The 16467-nt window shown below is 34.3% G+C and carries 19 protein-coding genes; 15 read left to right on the top strand and 4 right to left on the bottom strand.

The genetic code is table 11. From position 1 onward, the window contains the following. Positions 1-15 precede the first annotated feature (15 nt). Positions 16-117 (bottom strand): stressosome-associated protein Prli42, encoded by a 102-nt coding sequence (prli42, locus tag H9D55_RS05540; RefSeq protein ID WP_186077589.1) that lies wholly within the window; start codon positions 115-117, stop codon positions 16-18. A gap of 77 nt (positions 118-194) precedes the next feature. On the opposite strand from prli42, the gene H9D55_RS05535 reads away from it, so the two are divergent. Then, the gene (locus tag H9D55_RS05535) at positions 195-1310 is read left to right on the top strand and encodes a M20/M25/M40 family metallo-hydrolase (protein ID WP_186077587.1); all 1116 of its coding nucleotides are present in this window, start codon (positions 195-197) and stop codon (positions 1308-1310) included. Positions 1311-1358: 48 nt separating this feature from the next. On the opposite strand, the gene H9D55_RS05530 is transcribed toward H9D55_RS05535, so the two are convergent. Continuing rightward, on the bottom strand, positions 1359-2201 hold the full coding sequence (locus H9D55_RS05530; protein ID WP_186077586.1) for a helix-turn-helix transcriptional regulator: 843 nt from the start codon (positions 2199-2201) through the stop codon (positions 1359-1361). A gap of 97 nt (positions 2202-2298) precedes the next feature. On the opposite strand from H9D55_RS05530, the gene rnz reads away from it, so the two are divergent. Continuing rightward, the gene (rnz, locus tag H9D55_RS05525; RefSeq protein ID WP_186077584.1) at positions 2299-3213 is read left to right on the top strand and encodes a ribonuclease Z; all 915 of its coding nucleotides are present in this window, start codon (positions 2299-2301) and stop codon (positions 3211-3213) included. Positions 3214-3247: 34 nt separating this feature from the next. On the opposite strand, the gene H9D55_RS05520 is transcribed toward rnz, so the two are convergent. Then, entirely contained in the window at positions 3248-4153 is a 906-nt protein-coding gene (locus H9D55_RS05520) for an aldo/keto reductase (RefSeq protein ID WP_235963120.1), read from the bottom strand. 79 nt (positions 4154-4232) lie between these two features. Here H9D55_RS05520 and H9D55_RS05515 point away from each other — a divergent pair, with 79 nt between their 5' ends. Genes H9D55_RS05515 through deoB form a run of 4 tightly spaced genes read left to right on the top strand, consistent with a single transcriptional unit; the run spans position 4233 to position 7345 of the window. Further along, positions 4233-4775, top strand: a complete 543-nt coding sequence (locus H9D55_RS05515) for an NUDIX hydrolase (protein ID WP_235963119.1) — start codon at positions 4233-4235, stop codon at positions 4773-4775. A 51-nt stretch (positions 4776-4826) separates the two neighbouring features. After that, the gene (gene fur / locus H9D55_RS05510) at positions 4827-5288 is read left to right on the top strand and encodes a ferric iron uptake transcriptional regulator (RefSeq protein WP_186077581.1); all 462 of its coding nucleotides are present in this window, start codon (positions 4827-4829) and stop codon (positions 5286-5288) included. Continuing rightward, positions 5275-6165 (top strand): site-specific tyrosine recombinase XerD, encoded by an 891-nt coding sequence (gene xerD, locus H9D55_RS05505; protein WP_186077579.1) that lies wholly within the window; start codon positions 5275-5277, stop codon positions 6163-6165. The genes fur and xerD overlap by 14 nt, the downstream gene beginning before the upstream one ends. A gap of 7 nt (positions 6166-6172) precedes the next feature. Next, the gene (deoB, locus tag H9D55_RS05500) at positions 6173-7345 is read left to right on the top strand and encodes a phosphopentomutase (RefSeq protein ID WP_186077577.1); all 1173 of its coding nucleotides are present in this window, start codon (positions 6173-6175) and stop codon (positions 7343-7345) included. A gap of 104 nt (positions 7346-7449) precedes the next feature. Here the strand turns inward: deoB and H9D55_RS05495 are convergent, their stop codons facing one another. Further along, positions 7450-7938 (bottom strand): DUF309 domain-containing protein, encoded by a 489-nt coding sequence (locus tag H9D55_RS05495; protein ID WP_186077574.1) that lies wholly within the window; start codon positions 7936-7938, stop codon positions 7450-7452. Between the two features lie 65 nt (positions 7939-8003). Between H9D55_RS05495 and H9D55_RS05490 the strand changes: the two genes are divergently transcribed. The 9 genes from H9D55_RS05490 to H9D55_RS05450 all read left to right on the top strand — a co-directional run bounded on the left by H9D55_RS05490 (position 8004) and on the right by H9D55_RS05450 (position 16454). Further along, complete coding sequence (locus H9D55_RS05490; RefSeq protein ID WP_186077572.1) at positions 8004-8714, top strand: segregation and condensation protein A; 711 nt, start codon at positions 8004-8006, stop codon at positions 8712-8714. Positions 8715-8716: 2 nt separating this feature from the next. Continuing rightward, entirely contained in the window at positions 8717-9259 is a 543-nt protein-coding gene (gene scpB / locus H9D55_RS05485) for an SMC-Scp complex subunit ScpB (protein WP_186077570.1), read from the top strand. Beyond that, positions 9256-9987, top strand: coding sequence for a pseudouridine synthase (locus tag H9D55_RS05480; protein WP_186077568.1), 732 nt, complete (start codon positions 9256-9258; stop codon positions 9985-9987). The genes scpB and H9D55_RS05480 overlap by 4 nt, the downstream gene beginning before the upstream one ends. Before the next feature lie 81 nt (positions 9988-10068). Continuing rightward, positions 10069-10602 carry a redoxin domain-containing protein gene (locus H9D55_RS05475; protein WP_186077566.1) on the top strand — a complete coding sequence of 178 codons (534 nt, stop codon included), beginning with the start codon at positions 10069-10071 and terminating at the stop codon, positions 10600-10602. 12 nt (positions 10603-10614) lie between these two features. After that, positions 10615-12258, top strand: coding sequence for a cytochrome c biogenesis protein ResB (locus tag H9D55_RS05470; RefSeq protein WP_186077564.1), 1644 nt, complete (start codon positions 10615-10617; stop codon positions 12256-12258). A gap of 6 nt (positions 12259-12264) precedes the next feature. Next, positions 12265-13464, top strand: a complete 1200-nt coding sequence (ccsB, locus tag H9D55_RS05465) for a c-type cytochrome biogenesis protein CcsB (protein ID WP_186077562.1) — start codon at positions 12265-12267, stop codon at positions 13462-13464. Between the two features lie 14 nt (positions 13465-13478). Beyond that, complete coding sequence (locus tag H9D55_RS05460; RefSeq protein ID WP_186077560.1) at positions 13479-14192, top strand: response regulator transcription factor; 714 nt, start codon at positions 13479-13481, stop codon at positions 14190-14192. After that, a complete protein-coding gene (locus tag H9D55_RS05455; RefSeq protein ID WP_186077558.1) occupies positions 14189-15895 on the top strand; it encodes a HAMP domain-containing sensor histidine kinase in 1707 nt (568 codons plus the stop codon). The genes H9D55_RS05460 and H9D55_RS05455 overlap by 4 nt, the downstream gene beginning before the upstream one ends. Continuing rightward, positions 15882-16454 (top strand): ECF transporter S component, encoded by a 573-nt coding sequence (locus tag H9D55_RS05450; RefSeq protein WP_186077556.1) that lies wholly within the window; start codon positions 15882-15884, stop codon positions 16452-16454. The genes H9D55_RS05455 and H9D55_RS05450 overlap by 14 nt, the downstream gene beginning before the upstream one ends. Positions 16455-16467 lie beyond the last annotated feature (13 nt).

Here is a 16467-nt window from a genome sequence, read left to right as displayed (position 1 = left end):
GACCACTTTTATTTGTTAGAAGCCAGTTAGATAGCTGATACCCATCATTAGTCCTGAAACAACAATTAGAATAATCATTGCCCAAATAATGGCACGTTGAAGTTTTTTATTAGACATATAGTTCGACCTCATTTATATTAATATATTTTTATTTTACCGACTTATTTGTCGATTATCAACTAGGAGTGGAAGAAATGAATAAGGAAAGACTTGTTAATCATTTATTAGAACTCGTACAGATTGATTCTGAATCTGGAAATGAACGTGAAATCGCGGATCATTTATTTAATCTTTTTTCAGAAATGGAACTCATTGGTTTTGAAGATGATACAAAAAACACAACAGGATACGGTGCAGGTAACTTATTCTTTGTGCTAAAAGGTGAAGAAGATATAGAGCCTGTCAACTTCATGGTTCACATGGACACTGTAGCACCGGGTAATGGTGTTAAACCGAGCATAAAAGGGAACTACATCGTTACAGATGGTACAACAATCCTTGGTTCTGACGACAAAGCGGGCATTGCAGCAGTTGTTGAAGCAATCCGTACGATTAAAGAACAAAACATTCCACATGGTGACGTTGAAGTAGTTGTGACAGTTGGAGAAGAAACCGGGCTTGTTGGTGCAAAAGCATTTGATACTTCAGTATTAAACTCTAAATTTGGTTATGCGGTTGATGGTACTGGTAAAGTAGGAACGATTGTTAACCGTGCTCCTTCTCAAAATAGAATTGAAGTTCACATTCATGGTAAGCCTGCACATGCCGGTATTGAACCAGAAGCTGGTGTATCTGCAATCAACATTGCTGCAAAAGCAATCAGCAACATGAAACTCGGTCGTATCGATGCAGAGACAACAGCAAACGTAGGACGCATCGAAGGCGGTAAATCTACAAACATCGTAAGTGATTACGCTTATGTTCTATTGGAATCTCGTAGCTTAGACGAGAAAAAGCTTGCAGACCAAACTGCACACATTGAAGCAACATTTAAACAAGCGGCTGAAGAACTTGGTGGTAAAGTAGATGTATTCGTAGAATTTATGTATCCAGCATTACATGCTAAAGAAGATAGTGACGTAGTCAAACTTGCTGTTAAAGCATCTGAGAACATCGGTCGCGAAGCAAATATTATCTCACTAGGTGGTGGAAGTGATGGTAACGTATTTGCAGGACAAGGTATCGATATTGCGATACTTGGACTCGGTTATGAAGAAATACACACCACTGAAGAAAGAATGCCATTAGAAGAGCTTTACAAGATCACTGAAATGATTATTGAGATCATAAAACTACAAGCTTTAAAATAGAAGAAAAAATTAAAAGAAAGAGCATATTTAATATGCTCTTTCTTTTAATTAAAAATAAGATTGCCAAACTTGTATTATACATTCATCTTCAATATCATTAACAAGTCCTTTGATCACTTCGATTGAAAACTCTGTTTCAATGTCATACCGCTCTTTTAATTGCCATTTTCTATAAATATGTTCATAGAGTTTTGGAATCTCATTTTCGATTAAACCATTCGATTCAAATATTTGATAATTTGAAGATGGCGTGTATATTGTTTCAAATACAGTATCAAATGATGATGGTGTGCCTACAAACACTTGAATATCACCTTCATAATATTGCTCTAAAACAACTAAACCTTTGACCTGTCCATTGTTATGCTTTAAAATTTCACCAACAATTCCACTATTCATTAGATAGTTTAAGTATCTAAACTTCTTAGTGTAGTCATAGCTGTTAGCGGCAAAAAATTCCGTAATCCCAATTAATCGTATACTCTCATGATATCTAGATTCGGTAAATGGGTCTTTCTTAGTCGTCGGTTTGATTTCAAAAGAAACACGCAATTGTAATGGAATCGAATTAATATGTTTATCGACATCATAAACACTAATACCAAATTCTTTTTGAAACTTATCCTTGAATGATTCCAAGTCTGGCTGATTGTAGTACTTGATGATGTCAACGAGTCTTCTGTGACCGTCATATACCTCTATAGCAATCTCTGTAAGTTGTCTTTTTTCCTGATACTCTCTTGGTGTCATTCCAACAAGGGAAGTAAATAATGTGAGAAATGATTTTGTTTCAATGTCATCATTCGCTAACACCGAGTCAAAGTCTATATTCTCACGCAAATGGTCTTCAATATATACGATAAACTTTTCTATAAAATGAATTGTTTCCATAATTTCACCTGTCTTCTTTAATTATTATTCCATGATGCGTGTTAAAAGACAAGCTTAGTTGTGATATAATAAAGTCAATTTGAAAAGAGGTACATGTATGAGGCTAACAGTATTAGGATCAGGGGCTGGGCTACCTTCTAAAGAGAGAAAAACACAGTCTATCATACTGGATTTGATTCCAGAAATTAACGCATATTTTTTAATTGACGTGGGAGAAGCATTACAACATCAGCTCTTACATACAAATATTAAATCCAGAAAAATTAACCATATATTTATTACACATTTACATGGAGACCATATCTACGGACTACCTGGATTTTTATCAAGTAGAGCGTTTCAAGGTGGGGAGAACCAACCACTACATATATATGGACCAAAAGGCATAGAGGAATGGCTTGAAGTCACATTTCAAATTTCTGGTACTCATTTAAACTATCCATTTTATGTACATGAAATTCATGACGGTATGACCCTTTCAGTTGAAGGATACCAAGTAGATGTTCGTCTATTGGATCATCCAATTGATAGCTATCTATTTGTATTTAAAGAACCTGATAAAGAAGGATCATTAGATGCGGATAAGTTAAAAGAAGTCGGTATCAGACCAGGACCAATTTATGCTGAAATTAAAGAGAGCAATACTTTCGAACATGATGGTATTACTTACAACACAAGTGAATTTTTAGGACCAGTCACTCCAGGTAAAAAGATTGCGATTCATGGGGATACACGCCTCATTAAAGATAGCGAATATAAGAGACTAATTGAAAACAGCGATGTTGTTATTCATGAAGCTACATTTTTAGATAATGAGAGCGAAAAAGCACATGAGTTTGGTCATAGTGAGATACATGAGGTGATGGAGTTATTTAAATCATTAAATATCGATACGACAATATTTACACATATCAGTAATCGATATGATGAAAACTTCTTAAACAACATTAAACAAAAATTACCTGAACAAACGTATATCGCAGAAGATTTCTTTTCTTTTCAGGTTAAATAAAATCTCCGCGCAAGTTTATTGCTCGGAGATTTTTTTAGACTCTGTGTTCTTCGTAGTACAACGTTTTGATGTTGCTTCTGATCTCTTTGATTTCATCATCGGAGATGCTTGCAGAATCTAAATAATGCATAATGTTTTGTTCCAGCTGTTTAGCAGAGCTCACACCGTTTAATGTCACGACGTTCATATAGTCTAAATATCTAAAAGCAATTGCTTCTAGAGAATGATTGTAATCAGTGAGCATCATAAGCATCTGTTTTAACTTATCGTAAGTATAACCGTTTGTTCCTTTTTTGAACTTTTTCACTAAAACTTCTTCATGGTTTTTAGTGAGCAAACCTTGCATTAAACCTCCACGTGCAAGTGTAACTATTTCGTCATCTAAAAACTCTTCACCTTGAGTTTTTAAAATACTCATATCTGTCATTAGTGTTGCGATATTCGAGTTAGATTTGTAGTAATCTATAACATTCTTTCTAATGGATGAAATACCGTAGCTCTTTATTAGTTTCTTTCTTTTTAACTCTTCAAAAGCCGCAATTGTTTCATCCATGTTGTCTTCAATTGTTCCGCCATGTAATTGATACAAATCAATGAATGGATTACCTAATCTAAGTTTAGAGTCTATAACAGCCTGTTTGATATAATCGCCACTAGGATTCCAACGAATCTTTTCCCTTAAAGCAGAATCAAATTCATTCCCTACCTTTGTGCCGATTTTAATATCAAAGTGTTTCTTGTAATCATGAAGGAGTGGTCCGACCGTCGCTTCATTTTTTCCGTACTGATATAGGTCTGCTGTATCGAAGTAATTCACACCGAATTCTAAGGCGAGCCTTAAAATATCATTGGTTTCTTTTATGTTTCCAAGTGGTAGATTCATGCAACCTAAACTGAATCTTGATATCGATTGATTATCTTTTGTTATGATATATTTCACAAGATACACCTTCCTGTTTTAAGATAGTTATATGATACTATACCCAATAACAGATAAAATTATAATGGGGGAATATGATTTGAATAAAAACAATGAACATTTGCTTGAAAAAACAGTTCGGAGTATTTCAATTTATAAAGGTAATATTATTGATGTGAACTTGCTAGATGTAGTATTACCTAACGGTAATGAAGCTAAGAGAGAAGTTGTCTATCACCAAGGAGCAGTTGGAATAATTGCTATTTATAACGATGAGATGTACTTCGTAAAACAATACAGAATATCAACAGAAGATATTCTTATTGAAGTTCCTGCGGGCAAAATAGAACCAAATGATTCTGCAGAAAAAACTGCCAGAAAAGAGTTAAAAGAAGAGACAGGACTTGTAGCAGAATCTGTGTCTAAAATTTACGAGTTTTATGTTTCACCTGGTTTTTCTAATGAGATTATTCATTTGTATGAAGCTAAAAATATTACTTTAGATGAACAGGATTTAGATCTCGATGAATTTGTTGATATTATAAAAGTACCTGTTAACGAATTACAGCAAAAGTTAAGAGAAAATTACTTTAAGGATGCAAAGACAATTGCAGCTGTTCAGTATGTAATTTCTCACTACTAAATTACGATTTCTTCATGTATACTATAGTAGACATAATTTGGAGTGGTTTAGGTGGAATCTAAGATAAAGAACGTTAAAGAACAACTGCATAGTGCTGGGTTTAAACTGACGCCTCAACGTGAAGTGACATTAAAAATTCTTTTAGAGAATAAAAACAGTCATCTCAGTGCAGAGGATGTTTTTCTTCGTGTTAAGGAAGAATATCCTGAGATTGGACTTGCTACCGTTTATCGCACACTTGAACTTCTATCTGATCTTCAAATTTTAGAGAAGATGAACTTTGGAGATGGCGTATCAAGATACGACTTCAGAAAGACTGGTACAAAACACTTTAATCACCATTTAATCTGTGTGAAATGCGGTAAAGTACAAGAAGTTGAAGACGATCTTCTCAGTGATGTTGAAAAAATCATCGAACACGAATATGGATTTATGATTATGGATCATAGGCTTACGTTCCATGGTGTATGCAGAGAATGTCAGCTGAAAGAGGATGCGAATGGATCAGACTGAAATTAAAATTTTAGAGTATAAATCATACCTACAAATCGAAAAAGGTCTATCACGTTCTTCAATTGATGCATATACGCAAGATCTTAAACGGTATCGTGACTATTTAGAAAGTAAAAAGCTGAATCTCGTAGATGTAAAACCTCAAGACCTAACTGCTTTTCTTAAAGAAGAATCTCTTGATGGTAAGCAAACAAAAACAATTGCACGATTACAATCCACTTTAAGAAATTTTCATCAATTCTTGCAAAACAATCAACATACATCAAATAACCCTGCACAACTACTCAGCAGAGTGAAAATCGAGCAGTCATTACCAGATGTTTTGACAGTTGAGGAGATGGAAACGTTAATTACATCTCCGGACAACACAATGGCTGGTCAAAGAGACCATGCAATCATGGAGTTATTATATGCATCAGGTGTTCGTGTTAGTGAGTTAATTGATATCAAGGTTGATGATGTTAATATTGATATGGGCTTTATCAATGTCATTGGTAAAGGGAATAAACAACGTATTATTCCAATCACAGATCGCTCTGCAGCAATATTAGATCACTACATTAAGAACGTCAGGCTAAATTTTCTAAAGACTGAAAACGTATTTCATTTATTTTTAACTCAAAGAGGTAAGGGGTTCACAAGACAAGGTCTTTGGAAGATGATTAAAAAATATCAATTAGTAAGTAATACGAAAAAAAATATAACACCCCATACTTTTAGGCATTCATTTGCCACACATCTCATTGAAAATGGTGCAGATTTGAGAGCTGTGCAAGAGTTGCTTGGTCATAGTGATATTTCAACCACTCAAATGTACACGCATTTATCAGCAAAAACGATTCGAGAGATGTACAAAAAATTTCACCCTAGGAAGTAGGTATACAATGTTTAATCGCATACATTTAATTGTTTTGGATTCAGTTGGTATAGGAGAAGCACCAGATGCTGATCAATTTAATGATAAAGGGACACATACATTAAAACATACGCTTGAATGTAAAACAGGAGCATTTAAAAATTTAGAATCACTCGGTCTTGGTTGTATCGATGTATTACCAAACATCGGTTGTACTACTGAACCAAAAGCATTCTATACAAAGATGCAAGAAATCTCACAAGGAAAAGATACGATGACTGGTCACTGGGAAATTGCTGGTTTAAACATTGAAACAGCATTTAAAACATATCCTAATGGATTCCCAGATGAACTAATCGATCAAATTAAAGAAAAAACAGGCAGGGGGGTTGTGTGTAACTTACCTGCAAGTGGTACTGAAGTAATCGATGAATTTGGTGAACATCATATGGAAACAGGTGATTTAATCATCTATACATCTAACGATCCTGTGTTACAAATTGCAGCGCATGAAGATATTATTCCGATCGAAGAACTATATGGAATTTGCGAGATCGTCCGAGAACTTACAATGGAAGATGAATTTTTAGTAGGTAGAGTAATCGCTCGTCCATTTGTAGGTCCACGTAAAGGGGCGTTTAAGAGAACGGGAAATAGGCACGATTATGCGCTAAGTCCATTTAGTGATACCGTACTTAATGTACTTAAAAATGCTGGTTTCGATACGATTTCAGTTGGTAAAATTTCTGATATCTTTAATGGAAGTGGAATTACAGAAGCATTGCGTACGAAAAACAATATGGATGGTATAGATAAGTTACTCACAGTCATTAATAAAGACTTTAAAGGTTTATCATTCACAAATCTTGTTGATTTCGATGCAGAATATGGGCATAGAAGAGACCCAGAGGGCTACTTCGATGCGTTAGTTGACTTTGACAACCGTTTACCAGAAATCATTGAAGCACTCCGTGATGATGATCTGTTGATCATTACAGCAGACCATGGAAACGATCCAACACACACTGGAACAGATCACACTCGTGAATATGTACCCTTGCTCATCACTTCTAAAAAAGATTTAAAATATGGTGAAATTAATAAGCGTTCAAGCTTCGCAGATATTGCAGCAACAATTGCAGAAAACTTTGAAGTTCAATACCACACACATGGTAAAAGTTTCTTAAAGGAGATTCTTTAATGAATAAAAAGCATCAAAAAGCTGTATTTTTATTTATATTGGCCTTTTCTTTAGTTTGGGGTATTCTTTACTGGGTTATTTTTGCATAAAAAAAGCGCGACACGTTAGTCGCGTTTTTTTCTGTTAAGCGCCATTAATCTTTCTTCTATTACATCTGTCCGATCACGAATTTTATGGCGATGTACAGTTTCATGATTCTTTATATGTATCTCATTTAAATATGATTCAAACTCAGTTATGGAATCAAAGTCTGAAGCTTCATAGAGTGCATTAAATACAGAATCAATGATTGGATAGGAAAGGGGCTTAAATGGAGCATCATCTATTTCCTTTATTCTTTCACCTATTAAATCTATAAATGATTCCTTAAGTCCAATAGAGTTTAAGTTAAATGGATGAGAATGAAAGATATTTAAAGCTCTAATATAAGAACGTTTTGCTCCATTTAAATTGTCACGCCTGTAATGATACTCTGCAGTCGCAATTAGAACGAGAAACACTTCTTTATCCATCTTGGTAAAAGTGCCCTTACTTTTCCAGGCATCTTCCATGATTTCATGGCATTCGAAATAATCTTGTTCTATAATTAACATATTATAAAAATGATGCAGAAGCGTATTATGCATCTTGTACACATCCTTAATTTGAGGTCATTTTAATGAAACACTATACCGTTCAACTTGATGTATTTCAAGGACCACTAGATCTATTATTACATTTAATTAAAGAGTTTGAAATTGATATCGATGATATTCAAATGAGTTTATTAACTGAACAATACTTAGCTTATATACACAAAATGAAAGAGCTCGAGTTAAACATCGCAAGTGAATATCTTGTTATGGCTAGCGAACTTTTACGCATCAAGAGTAAAATGCTACTTCCTGAACCCGCGATCGAAGAATCATACGAAGACCCTAGGGACGAACTTGTTTCACAACTTTTAGAATATCAAAACTACAAGTTTTACGCAGATAATCTAAAAGTTATTAAAGAAACTGCAGATAAAAAATTCATTAAAGCACCACACGTGTTTGAAGAGAGAGAGATCGATGAAAATATTGTCATTCATTTGAATGAACTTCTAGAGGCCTACGAGAAAGTAAAATCTCGCGTACATGTTGAAGAAGATGTTCATATTTATGTTGAGAGAGAGCCATTTACTGATCAAGATGCACGTGAATTTTTAAAGAATAAATTTAGGGTAAAAAAACAATTGAGCATTGGTGAACTATTCCATTTTGATGAGCCAATTAATCAGGTTGTCCAAGTGTTTATTACTCTTCTTGACCTCGTTCGTCTCAATCATTTTAGAATAGACATTAAGTCTCAAACAGATTTTTATATTAAAGAAATAAAGGAAAGCTAATAATGGAATTAACTAAAATAGATATCATTGAAGGATTACTTTATATTGCAGGTGATTCTGGCATACATGAGAAAACACTGATTGAACATGTACCAATCACGAAAGAGCAATTAGAGAAAGTAGTTGACTCTTATAACAAAAGCAATTTTGTAATTGATCAGCATGGTAACACCTACTTTCTAAAAACGACAAAAAAGATGTCTAAGTATATTGAGCGATTACTAGACAGTGCACCTAAGAACAAGCTATCTAACGCGGCATTAGAGGTGCTCGCAATCATCGCGTATAACCAACCGGTTGCTCGTGGAATGATTGAAGAGTTGAGAGGTGTATCGCCAGACGGTCCATTAAACACATTGCTTTCAAAAAGACTCATTGAACGTGTACACTTTGATGAAGACAGACGTACATTTTTTAAAACGACTCAAAGATTTTTAGAAGTATTCGATTTAAAATCAATAGACGAATTACCAACTGCTGAAACGATAGAAGAACAAGAACATATCGATTTATTTTTCAGTAATTTACAAGGAGAGATGGAATGACAAAAGTAAGATTAAATAAAAAAATTGCAGACGCAGGAATTACCTCAAGAAGAAAAGCAGAACAACTCATTTTAGACGGAAAAGTAAAAGTAAATGGCGAAGTAGTTAGAGAACTAGCAACTTTTATTGGAAATAAAGATAATGTTGAAGTTAACGGCATTCAAATTGAAAATGAAGAACCAATTTATATTCTTTATCACAAACCAACAGGTGAAATTTCAAGTGTTGAAGATGATAAAGACAGAAAAACTGTTGTCGATAATTTTGATCATCTAGGTGTAAGAATATATCCAGTCGGCCGTTTAGACTATGATACTTCTGGGATCCTCCTCTTATCAAACGACGGTGACTTCACAAACTACATGACCCATCCAAGATATGAGGTTCCAAAAACTTATCGTGTGCGTGTTGATGGCCATTTAACTCCAAGACAGATTGCAGAACTTGAAACTGGTGTGATGTTAGAAGACGGGAAAACTGCACCTGCAGAAGTTGAGATTATTCGTGATGTTGAGAATAAGGATATGATTATACAATTAAGCATCCATGAGGGGCGTAACAGACAAGTCCGACGTATGATTGAATACTTTGGTAAAGAAGTTAAAAAATTAAAAAGAATTGGCTTTGATTTCTTAACAATAGAAGGTGTACCTACAGGTGAATATCGTTTCTTAACACCTCATGAAGTTAAGAAATTAATTGGACATTCAAAACAGGTGTCACAATAATTCATTTGTCATAAAGCCGTCAATGAATGACGGCTTTTCTAATGTTATAATAGCTATATTAGTGTTTAAGGGGGATTTTGAGTGAAGAAAAGGACACGTAATATCATTCGTATTTCAACTATTTTAGCAATAGTTGTTTTAACGGGGATTACATTATGGTTTAACTTCACAAAAGATAATGCCACTACAAAAGTTGGCGATACTGCAGTAGATTTTAAATTAAAATCACTGGATGGTGAAGAGTTTCAACTACATGAAATTACAAAAGAAAAAGGTGTTATCATCAACTTTTGGGGGACTTGGTGTAAACCATGTAGAGAAGAGATGCCTGACTTAAACCAAGCATCAATAGAACACAACGATGATGATGTAACAATCATTACTGTAAACGTTTCAGAAAAACCACAACAAATTGACCAGTTTTTACGTGGTCTTGGCGAGGATATGAATTTAACTATGCTTCTTGATCCAAACAGAAGTGTAACGAAAGCATACAACATTGGACCATTACCAACAACAATTGCTGTAAATAAAAGCAATAAGATCGTAAAAAAACAAGAGTATCAATTAACAAAAGAAGATATTGAATCATTTATTGAAGCAGTACAAGAGTAGGATGTGTAAATTTTGGAATTAAAAGAAATTAAATGTCCACACTGTGGTCATGTCAATTCACCTGGTACTCAGCTTTGTCAGTCATGTGGCCTCATGATTAATGAAGACTATGATAAAAAGAAAATTAAAGACGTCATGCGTTATGACGGAAGTGCTGTTCGTTCTAAAGTAAAATCCCAATCTATATTCGATAAAATTTGGATTTTCTTTACATCAATCAGAAATGGTGTGATTATCATTGCACTGATTGCTCTTGCAGCAGCAATAGGTACAATATTACCCCAACAGTATTTCATTCCAATTGGAGTGGATCCAGAAGTATATTACGCTGATAACTACGGTACATTTGGATATCTATATTACAAGCTCGGATTCCATAACCTATATTCATCTTGGTGGTTCGTATTATTAAATGCGATGCTAGCACTCTCAATCATTGCTGCTTCAGTTGACCGTGGTGTACCTCTTTATAAGTCACTGAAAAACCAACGTGCAAAAAAGCATCCTTCTTTCTTTAGAAGACAGCGCCTCACTTTAAATAGTGACGAAATAACAAAAGAGAATATCGATAAAATTGTAGAGGGACTTAAATCTAAACGCTACAAAGTAACTGAAGATGGCCCACATTTACTATTTGAAAAAGGCAGATTATCAAGATGGGGTCCATATATCAACCACACTGGTTTAATCATCGTTCTAATTGGAAGTATGCTACGATTCTTCCCTGGTATGTATATTGACGAAATTGTTTATGTACCAGAAGGAGAAACTGTTGAAATTCCAACAACAGATAACAAATATTACGTTAAAAACGAAAAATTTATCTTAGATACTTATGACAAAGGTAGTGGCTCTGTCTTTGATAAGTCACTCGCAATGCAAGGTGATTTAGCGAGTAACTATCAAACGAACATTATATTTTATGAAAATTTATCATCTGATGTAGTTGGTAGCGAACCTGATTTAAAAGAAATCGACAAAGATGAAATTCGTGTCAACCATCCCTACAAGTTTGACAACTACGAATTATACCAATCGAGCTTCGACAATAGCTCAATGAAATCAATGACATTCAAGCTCGTCGATAGCAATGATAAACAAATTGGTGAAGAGTTTACTGTCGATTTAAAAGATCCGGACAGCGACTACTCAATTGATGATAAAACAGATATTCAGCTTAGAGCATTTGCACCTGACTTCTTAGAAATTGGTAAAAAAGGAGAACTTCTTTCACAATCTCCAGTTCCTAGAAATCCAGCGTTCATATTCCAAGTGAACAATGAAACATTAGAAACGCCTGAAATTTCACTATTACAGATTCAAAACACTGATGAAATCACGCCAAATAATGAATTTAAAGTTAAATTTGTATCTATGGAAAACGAGATTGCTACAGTGCTTACACTTAAAAAAGACTTAACGATGCATATGATTGGTATCGGATTTATTATATTCTTGCTCGGTGTGTTTATCGGATCTTATATTAACCATAGACGCATTTGGATCAATAAAGAAAAGGGACTATCGATTGCGGCTCATACAAATAAAAATTACTATGGTCTTAAAAAAGAATTGAACTCTGTGTTAAACGAACATGGAGTAGATTCAGTAAATGACAAAGACGAAGTAGAGCACAATGATAGAATGAAAGGATAATTTCTAATGCAACATACATTTTTACAGATTAGTAACACTTCTATATTTATAGCGTTTATTTTGTTACTCATTGCTTTAGTTCCTCTTGCATTAAGTATTCGTTCTAAACATGAAGAACGAAACGCAAAAATCGCGGTTGTCATTGTGGTCATCGCATTTATTTTAGAACTTGTTTATTTCGCATTTAGATGGGCTGCTACAGGTCATGCACCCGTATCAAACCTGTTTGAATTTATTGCAATGTTCTCAATCATGCTGATTGCAGGTTATTTAATAACTTACGCATATTACAAAACAAAAGTCTTTGGACTATTTGCAATTCCGATTTCATTAATTTTACTCGGGTATGGAAGTATTTTTTCAACTGACGTTGCACCATTAATTCCAGCACTTCAGAGTAACTGGTTATTTATTCACGTTACGACTGTTACATTATCTTATGGAATTTTATCAATGAGTGCTGTGGCAGGTTTTATCTATCTCTTAAAAATCATTCCTGCTGAGGAAAAATCAATTCGCGCACGCATGTTAGAATTTTTAATGTGGAATATCGTAGTAGTATTTGCATTTATTATTTCAATTAGTGTCATGCGCGGCGTTGGTTACCAAAATGATTTCCTGTATGTAGATCAATCAGGTAATAACGCTATTGCGGAATATCACTTACCAAGTCTAATTAACTATAATGGTGCACAAGCTGTGGATCATGTTGGAGAGAATAACTATGAACCAGCAGACCACTTTAACTTAGGTATTAGCTTACCACCGATTATTAAAGCACATAGTCTGAACACTGTTGTTTGGTCAGTTATTTTAGGTACTGTACTTTACGGTATTCTGCGACTCATATTTAGAAGACGTTTATATTCTGTGGTTAAACCATTAGCTAAGAATGCTGACCTAAGCTTAATGGACGATATTGGATATCGTTCAGTAATTATTGGTTATCCGTTATTTGCCCTCGGTGGTCTATTCTTCGCAGCAATTTGGGCTCAAGAAGCTTGGAGTCGCTTCTGGGGTTGGGATCCAAAAGAAACATGGGCATTCATTACATTCATGTTCTATACAATCTTCCTTCACTTAAGGTTAAACAGGGGATATGAGGGAGAAAAATCAGCTTGGCTTGCAGTTATCGGTTTCCTTATCATATTATTCAATATGATCGCAATTAACTTAATTGTTGCTGGACTCCATTCTTACGCTTAAGGGAGGGATTTCGTTTGAATAAACAGAGAATTTTAGTTGTAGATGATGAAGAGAGAATACGTAAGCTCGTTGTACTTTATCTAGAAACAGATTTGTTTGAAATTGTCGAAGCAGATAACGGAGATGATGCGTTAGAACTCGCACTGAACGAATCTTTTGATTTGGTTATCTTAGATATCATGATGCCAGGCCTTAACGGTATTGAAGTGACCAAACAAATTCGAACACATAAATCTACACCAATCATTTTACTTACGGCAAAAGGTGAAGAGGCTGATGTATTAGAAGGATTTGAAGCTGGTGCAGATGACTATGTTACTAAGCCGTTTAGTCCTAGAGAAGTATTACAACGTGCAAAAGCAATTTTAAAACGTTCAAGTGAAACGGCTTATTTAAAATTTGACTCTACTAATCGCGATATTATTGTCTTTGAACACTTAGAAATCGACAACGATGCGCATAAAGTAACAGCTAATGGAGAGCTCGTCAATTTAACTCCCAAGGAGTATGACTTACTTTTATTCTTAGCTATGAGTCCTGAAAAAGTATTCGATAGAAAAGAACTGTTAAAAGAAGTGTGGAACTATGAATTCTATGGAGATCTTAGAACGGTAGATACACATATTAAGAGATTAAGAGAAAAATTAAACGATGTTTCACCCGAAGCAAGTCTCATGATTCAGACTGTTTGGGGAATTGGGTATAAATTTGAGGAAAACCCAGAATGAGAACGTTCAATAGCATTGTAGTAAAACTGTGGTTAACTATTATCATAATAGTGACTGCAGTTTTACTTATATTGTCGATCACTTTGAGTTATTATTTTAAAAACTATGCACTAAACAGTACAGAAGCGCAGCTACAAAAGGATCTGTCTAGAATAGAGTCAGATATCTTGATTAACCATTCTAATGAAATTGACGAGCAACTTATCAACATAGAAGATAATTTAATCATTTATAAAAATGGTGAGTTCATTTCAACGGATTCAGATATTGACCAACTCATTTATGAGACGATCATAGAGTCTGAAAATGCTGAATCACGTTTTATTATTACAGATGCGCGTAAGAGAAAATATATGGTCAACATACATGATATGTCGAGTTTTTTCGATGAAAATACAGCACTTATCAAATATAGTGACCTGACTCCAACGTATCAGTCTATTAGAGATATCACGATGATTATATCTTTGAGTGCATTTTTTATCTTCTTGATTACAACAATCTTTGGTTTTTTACTTATCAAACGTATTACGGAACCGTTAATCCAACTTAAAAACGGTGCATTTAATATCGCTAAAGGTAATTATAAACCTCTTAAAGTGAAGAGTTTCGATGAGATAGGGGAGTTAACGCTCGCCTTCAATAAGATGAACGAAGACATTAAGAGTAGTATTAGTGACCTTCAACATGAGAAAAATTTAAGAGAGCATATCTTTTCATCTATTTCTGATGGAATTGTATTCTTCAATAGAGACTTATACGCGATTTATAAAAATGCTGAAGGTGAAAGATGGATGCGCGAAATTACACAGGATAGTACGCTCGTTAAAAAGATAAACGACGAAATCATTGACGTGTTATACCATAAGAGTGATTCTTCGTTTAAATATGAAGTAAATGAAAGCTATTTGAATCTCGGCTTTAAGAACGTTGCGTATACGGATGTTAATTATGGTGTGACGCTCACAATAAGAGATATCACTAATGAACAGCGTTTAGAGATGCTGCGACACGAATTCATATCTAGCGTATCCCACGAGCTTAAAACTCCAATGGTGATGCTCACTGGGTACTCAGAAGCTCTTCTAGATGGTGTCGTGACGGATGAGGATGACGTACGTGAGATGATTTCTATTATTAAAGATGAATCTGACCGAATGAACACTTTAGTTAATGAACTTATTATTGTTTCTAAACTAGAAAGTGGTCAAAGTCTTTTGAATATCATGGAGAATGATATTGTCGAACTTATCAAAGATATTGCGCAAAAATTTCGTTTTGAATTCAAGAAAAATCACATTAATTTTGAATATAAATCCGAACTGAATCAGTGTTTAATTCCATTTGATTATGATAAACTGAATCAAGTGTTTACTAATTTAATTGACAATGCAATACGATATACAGAACCAAATGATACGATTTCAATTATTCTAACGGAAAACAAAAGACAAGTGTTCATAGAGGTTAAAGACACTGGTAAAGGTATCAAAGCATCATCACTCGGACGAATCTTTGAAAGATTCTACAAGGAAGACAAAGCAAGAACAAGAGGTAAACAAGGAACAGGGCTAGGTTTAAGCATAGTAAAAAGTATCATCAATGGACATGGTGGAGATATCACTGTCGATAGTATAATTGGACAAGGCACTACTTTCACTATAGTACTTAATAAGGACGGAACAAGCCATGAAACACTTTAGTACAAAAAACATTATTATTATCGGAATATTATCTGCACTTTCATTTATTTTAATGTTGATAAATGTTCCGTTACCATTCTTTCCACCGTTCTTAAAAATTGATATCGCTGACATTCCAGCATATATTGGTTTTGCCCTTTTTGGTGGAGGCGTTGGCTTTTTAATCATCATTTTAAAAATTGTTCTATACGCTATTATTGCAGCGAGTGAACCAATTGGACCAATTGGAAACCTATTAGCATCAATTAGTTTTTTAGTACCGATTTATTTGATTTATCGTAATAAGAAGACAAATAAATCACTGATTACTGGTATTTTAGTAGGCACACTTGTTTTAACTGTGATTTTATCACTCTTAAATTACTTCGTACTACTACCGTTATACGGAATGATTATTGATCAACGGGATATTGTAGAGAACCTAAAGACTTTAATAACAGTTGGTATCATCCCATTCAACATCGTAAAAGGCTTATTAGTTGGAGCAGTTATTTATCTTGTTCACATAAAGATAATACCCGTTTTAAGGAATATTACAGAAAAAAATACACGCTTATAATAGCGTGTATTTT

The organism is Phocicoccus pinnipedialis (assembly GCF_903994035.1).
Taxonomy (GTDB): domain Bacteria; phylum Bacillota; class Bacilli; order Staphylococcales; family Salinicoccaceae; genus Phocicoccus; species Phocicoccus pinnipedialis.
The sequence above is the reverse complement of the archived record's forward strand: the minus strand, read 5'-3'. Positions and strand labels throughout refer to the sequence as shown.

Coding starts and splice junctions, on each gene's coding strand:
- prli42 (WP_186077589.1), bottom strand. CDS start 117: ATGTCTAATAAAAAACTTCAACGTGCCATTATTTGGGCAATGATTATT.
- H9D55_RS05535 (WP_186077587.1), top strand. CDS start 195: ATGAATAAGGAAAGACTTGTTAATCATTTATTAGAACTCGTACAGATT.
- H9D55_RS05530 (WP_186077586.1), bottom strand. CDS start 2,201: ATGGAAACAATTCATTTTATAGAAAAGTTTATCGTATATATTGAAGAC.
- rnz (WP_186077584.1), top strand. CDS start 2,299: ATGAGGCTAACAGTATTAGGATCAGGGGCTGGGCTACCTTCTAAAGAG.
- xerD (WP_186077579.1), top strand. CDS start 5,275: ATGGATCAGACTGAAATTAAAATTTTAGAGTATAAATCATACCTACAA.
- deoB (WP_186077577.1), top strand. CDS start 6,173: ATGTTTAATCGCATACATTTAATTGTTTTGGATTCAGTTGGTATAGGA.
- H9D55_RS05495 (WP_186077574.1), bottom strand. CDS start 7,938: ATGTTAATTATAGAACAAGATTATTTCGAATGCCATGAAATCATGGAA.
- H9D55_RS05490 (WP_186077572.1), top strand. CDS start 8,004: ATGAAACACTATACCGTTCAACTTGATGTATTTCAAGGACCACTAGAT.
- scpB (WP_186077570.1), top strand. CDS start 8,717: ATGGAATTAACTAAAATAGATATCATTGAAGGATTACTTTATATTGCA.
- H9D55_RS05480 (WP_186077568.1), top strand. CDS start 9,256: ATGACAAAAGTAAGATTAAATAAAAAAATTGCAGACGCAGGAATTACC.
- ccsB (WP_186077562.1), top strand. CDS start 12,265: ATGCAACATACATTTTTACAGATTAGTAACACTTCTATATTTATAGCG.
- H9D55_RS05455 (WP_186077558.1), top strand. CDS start 14,189: ATGAGAACGTTCAATAGCATTGTAGTAAAACTGTGGTTAACTATTATC.
- H9D55_RS05450 (WP_186077556.1), top strand. CDS start 15,882: ATGAAACACTTTAGTACAAAAAACATTATTATTATCGGAATATTATCT.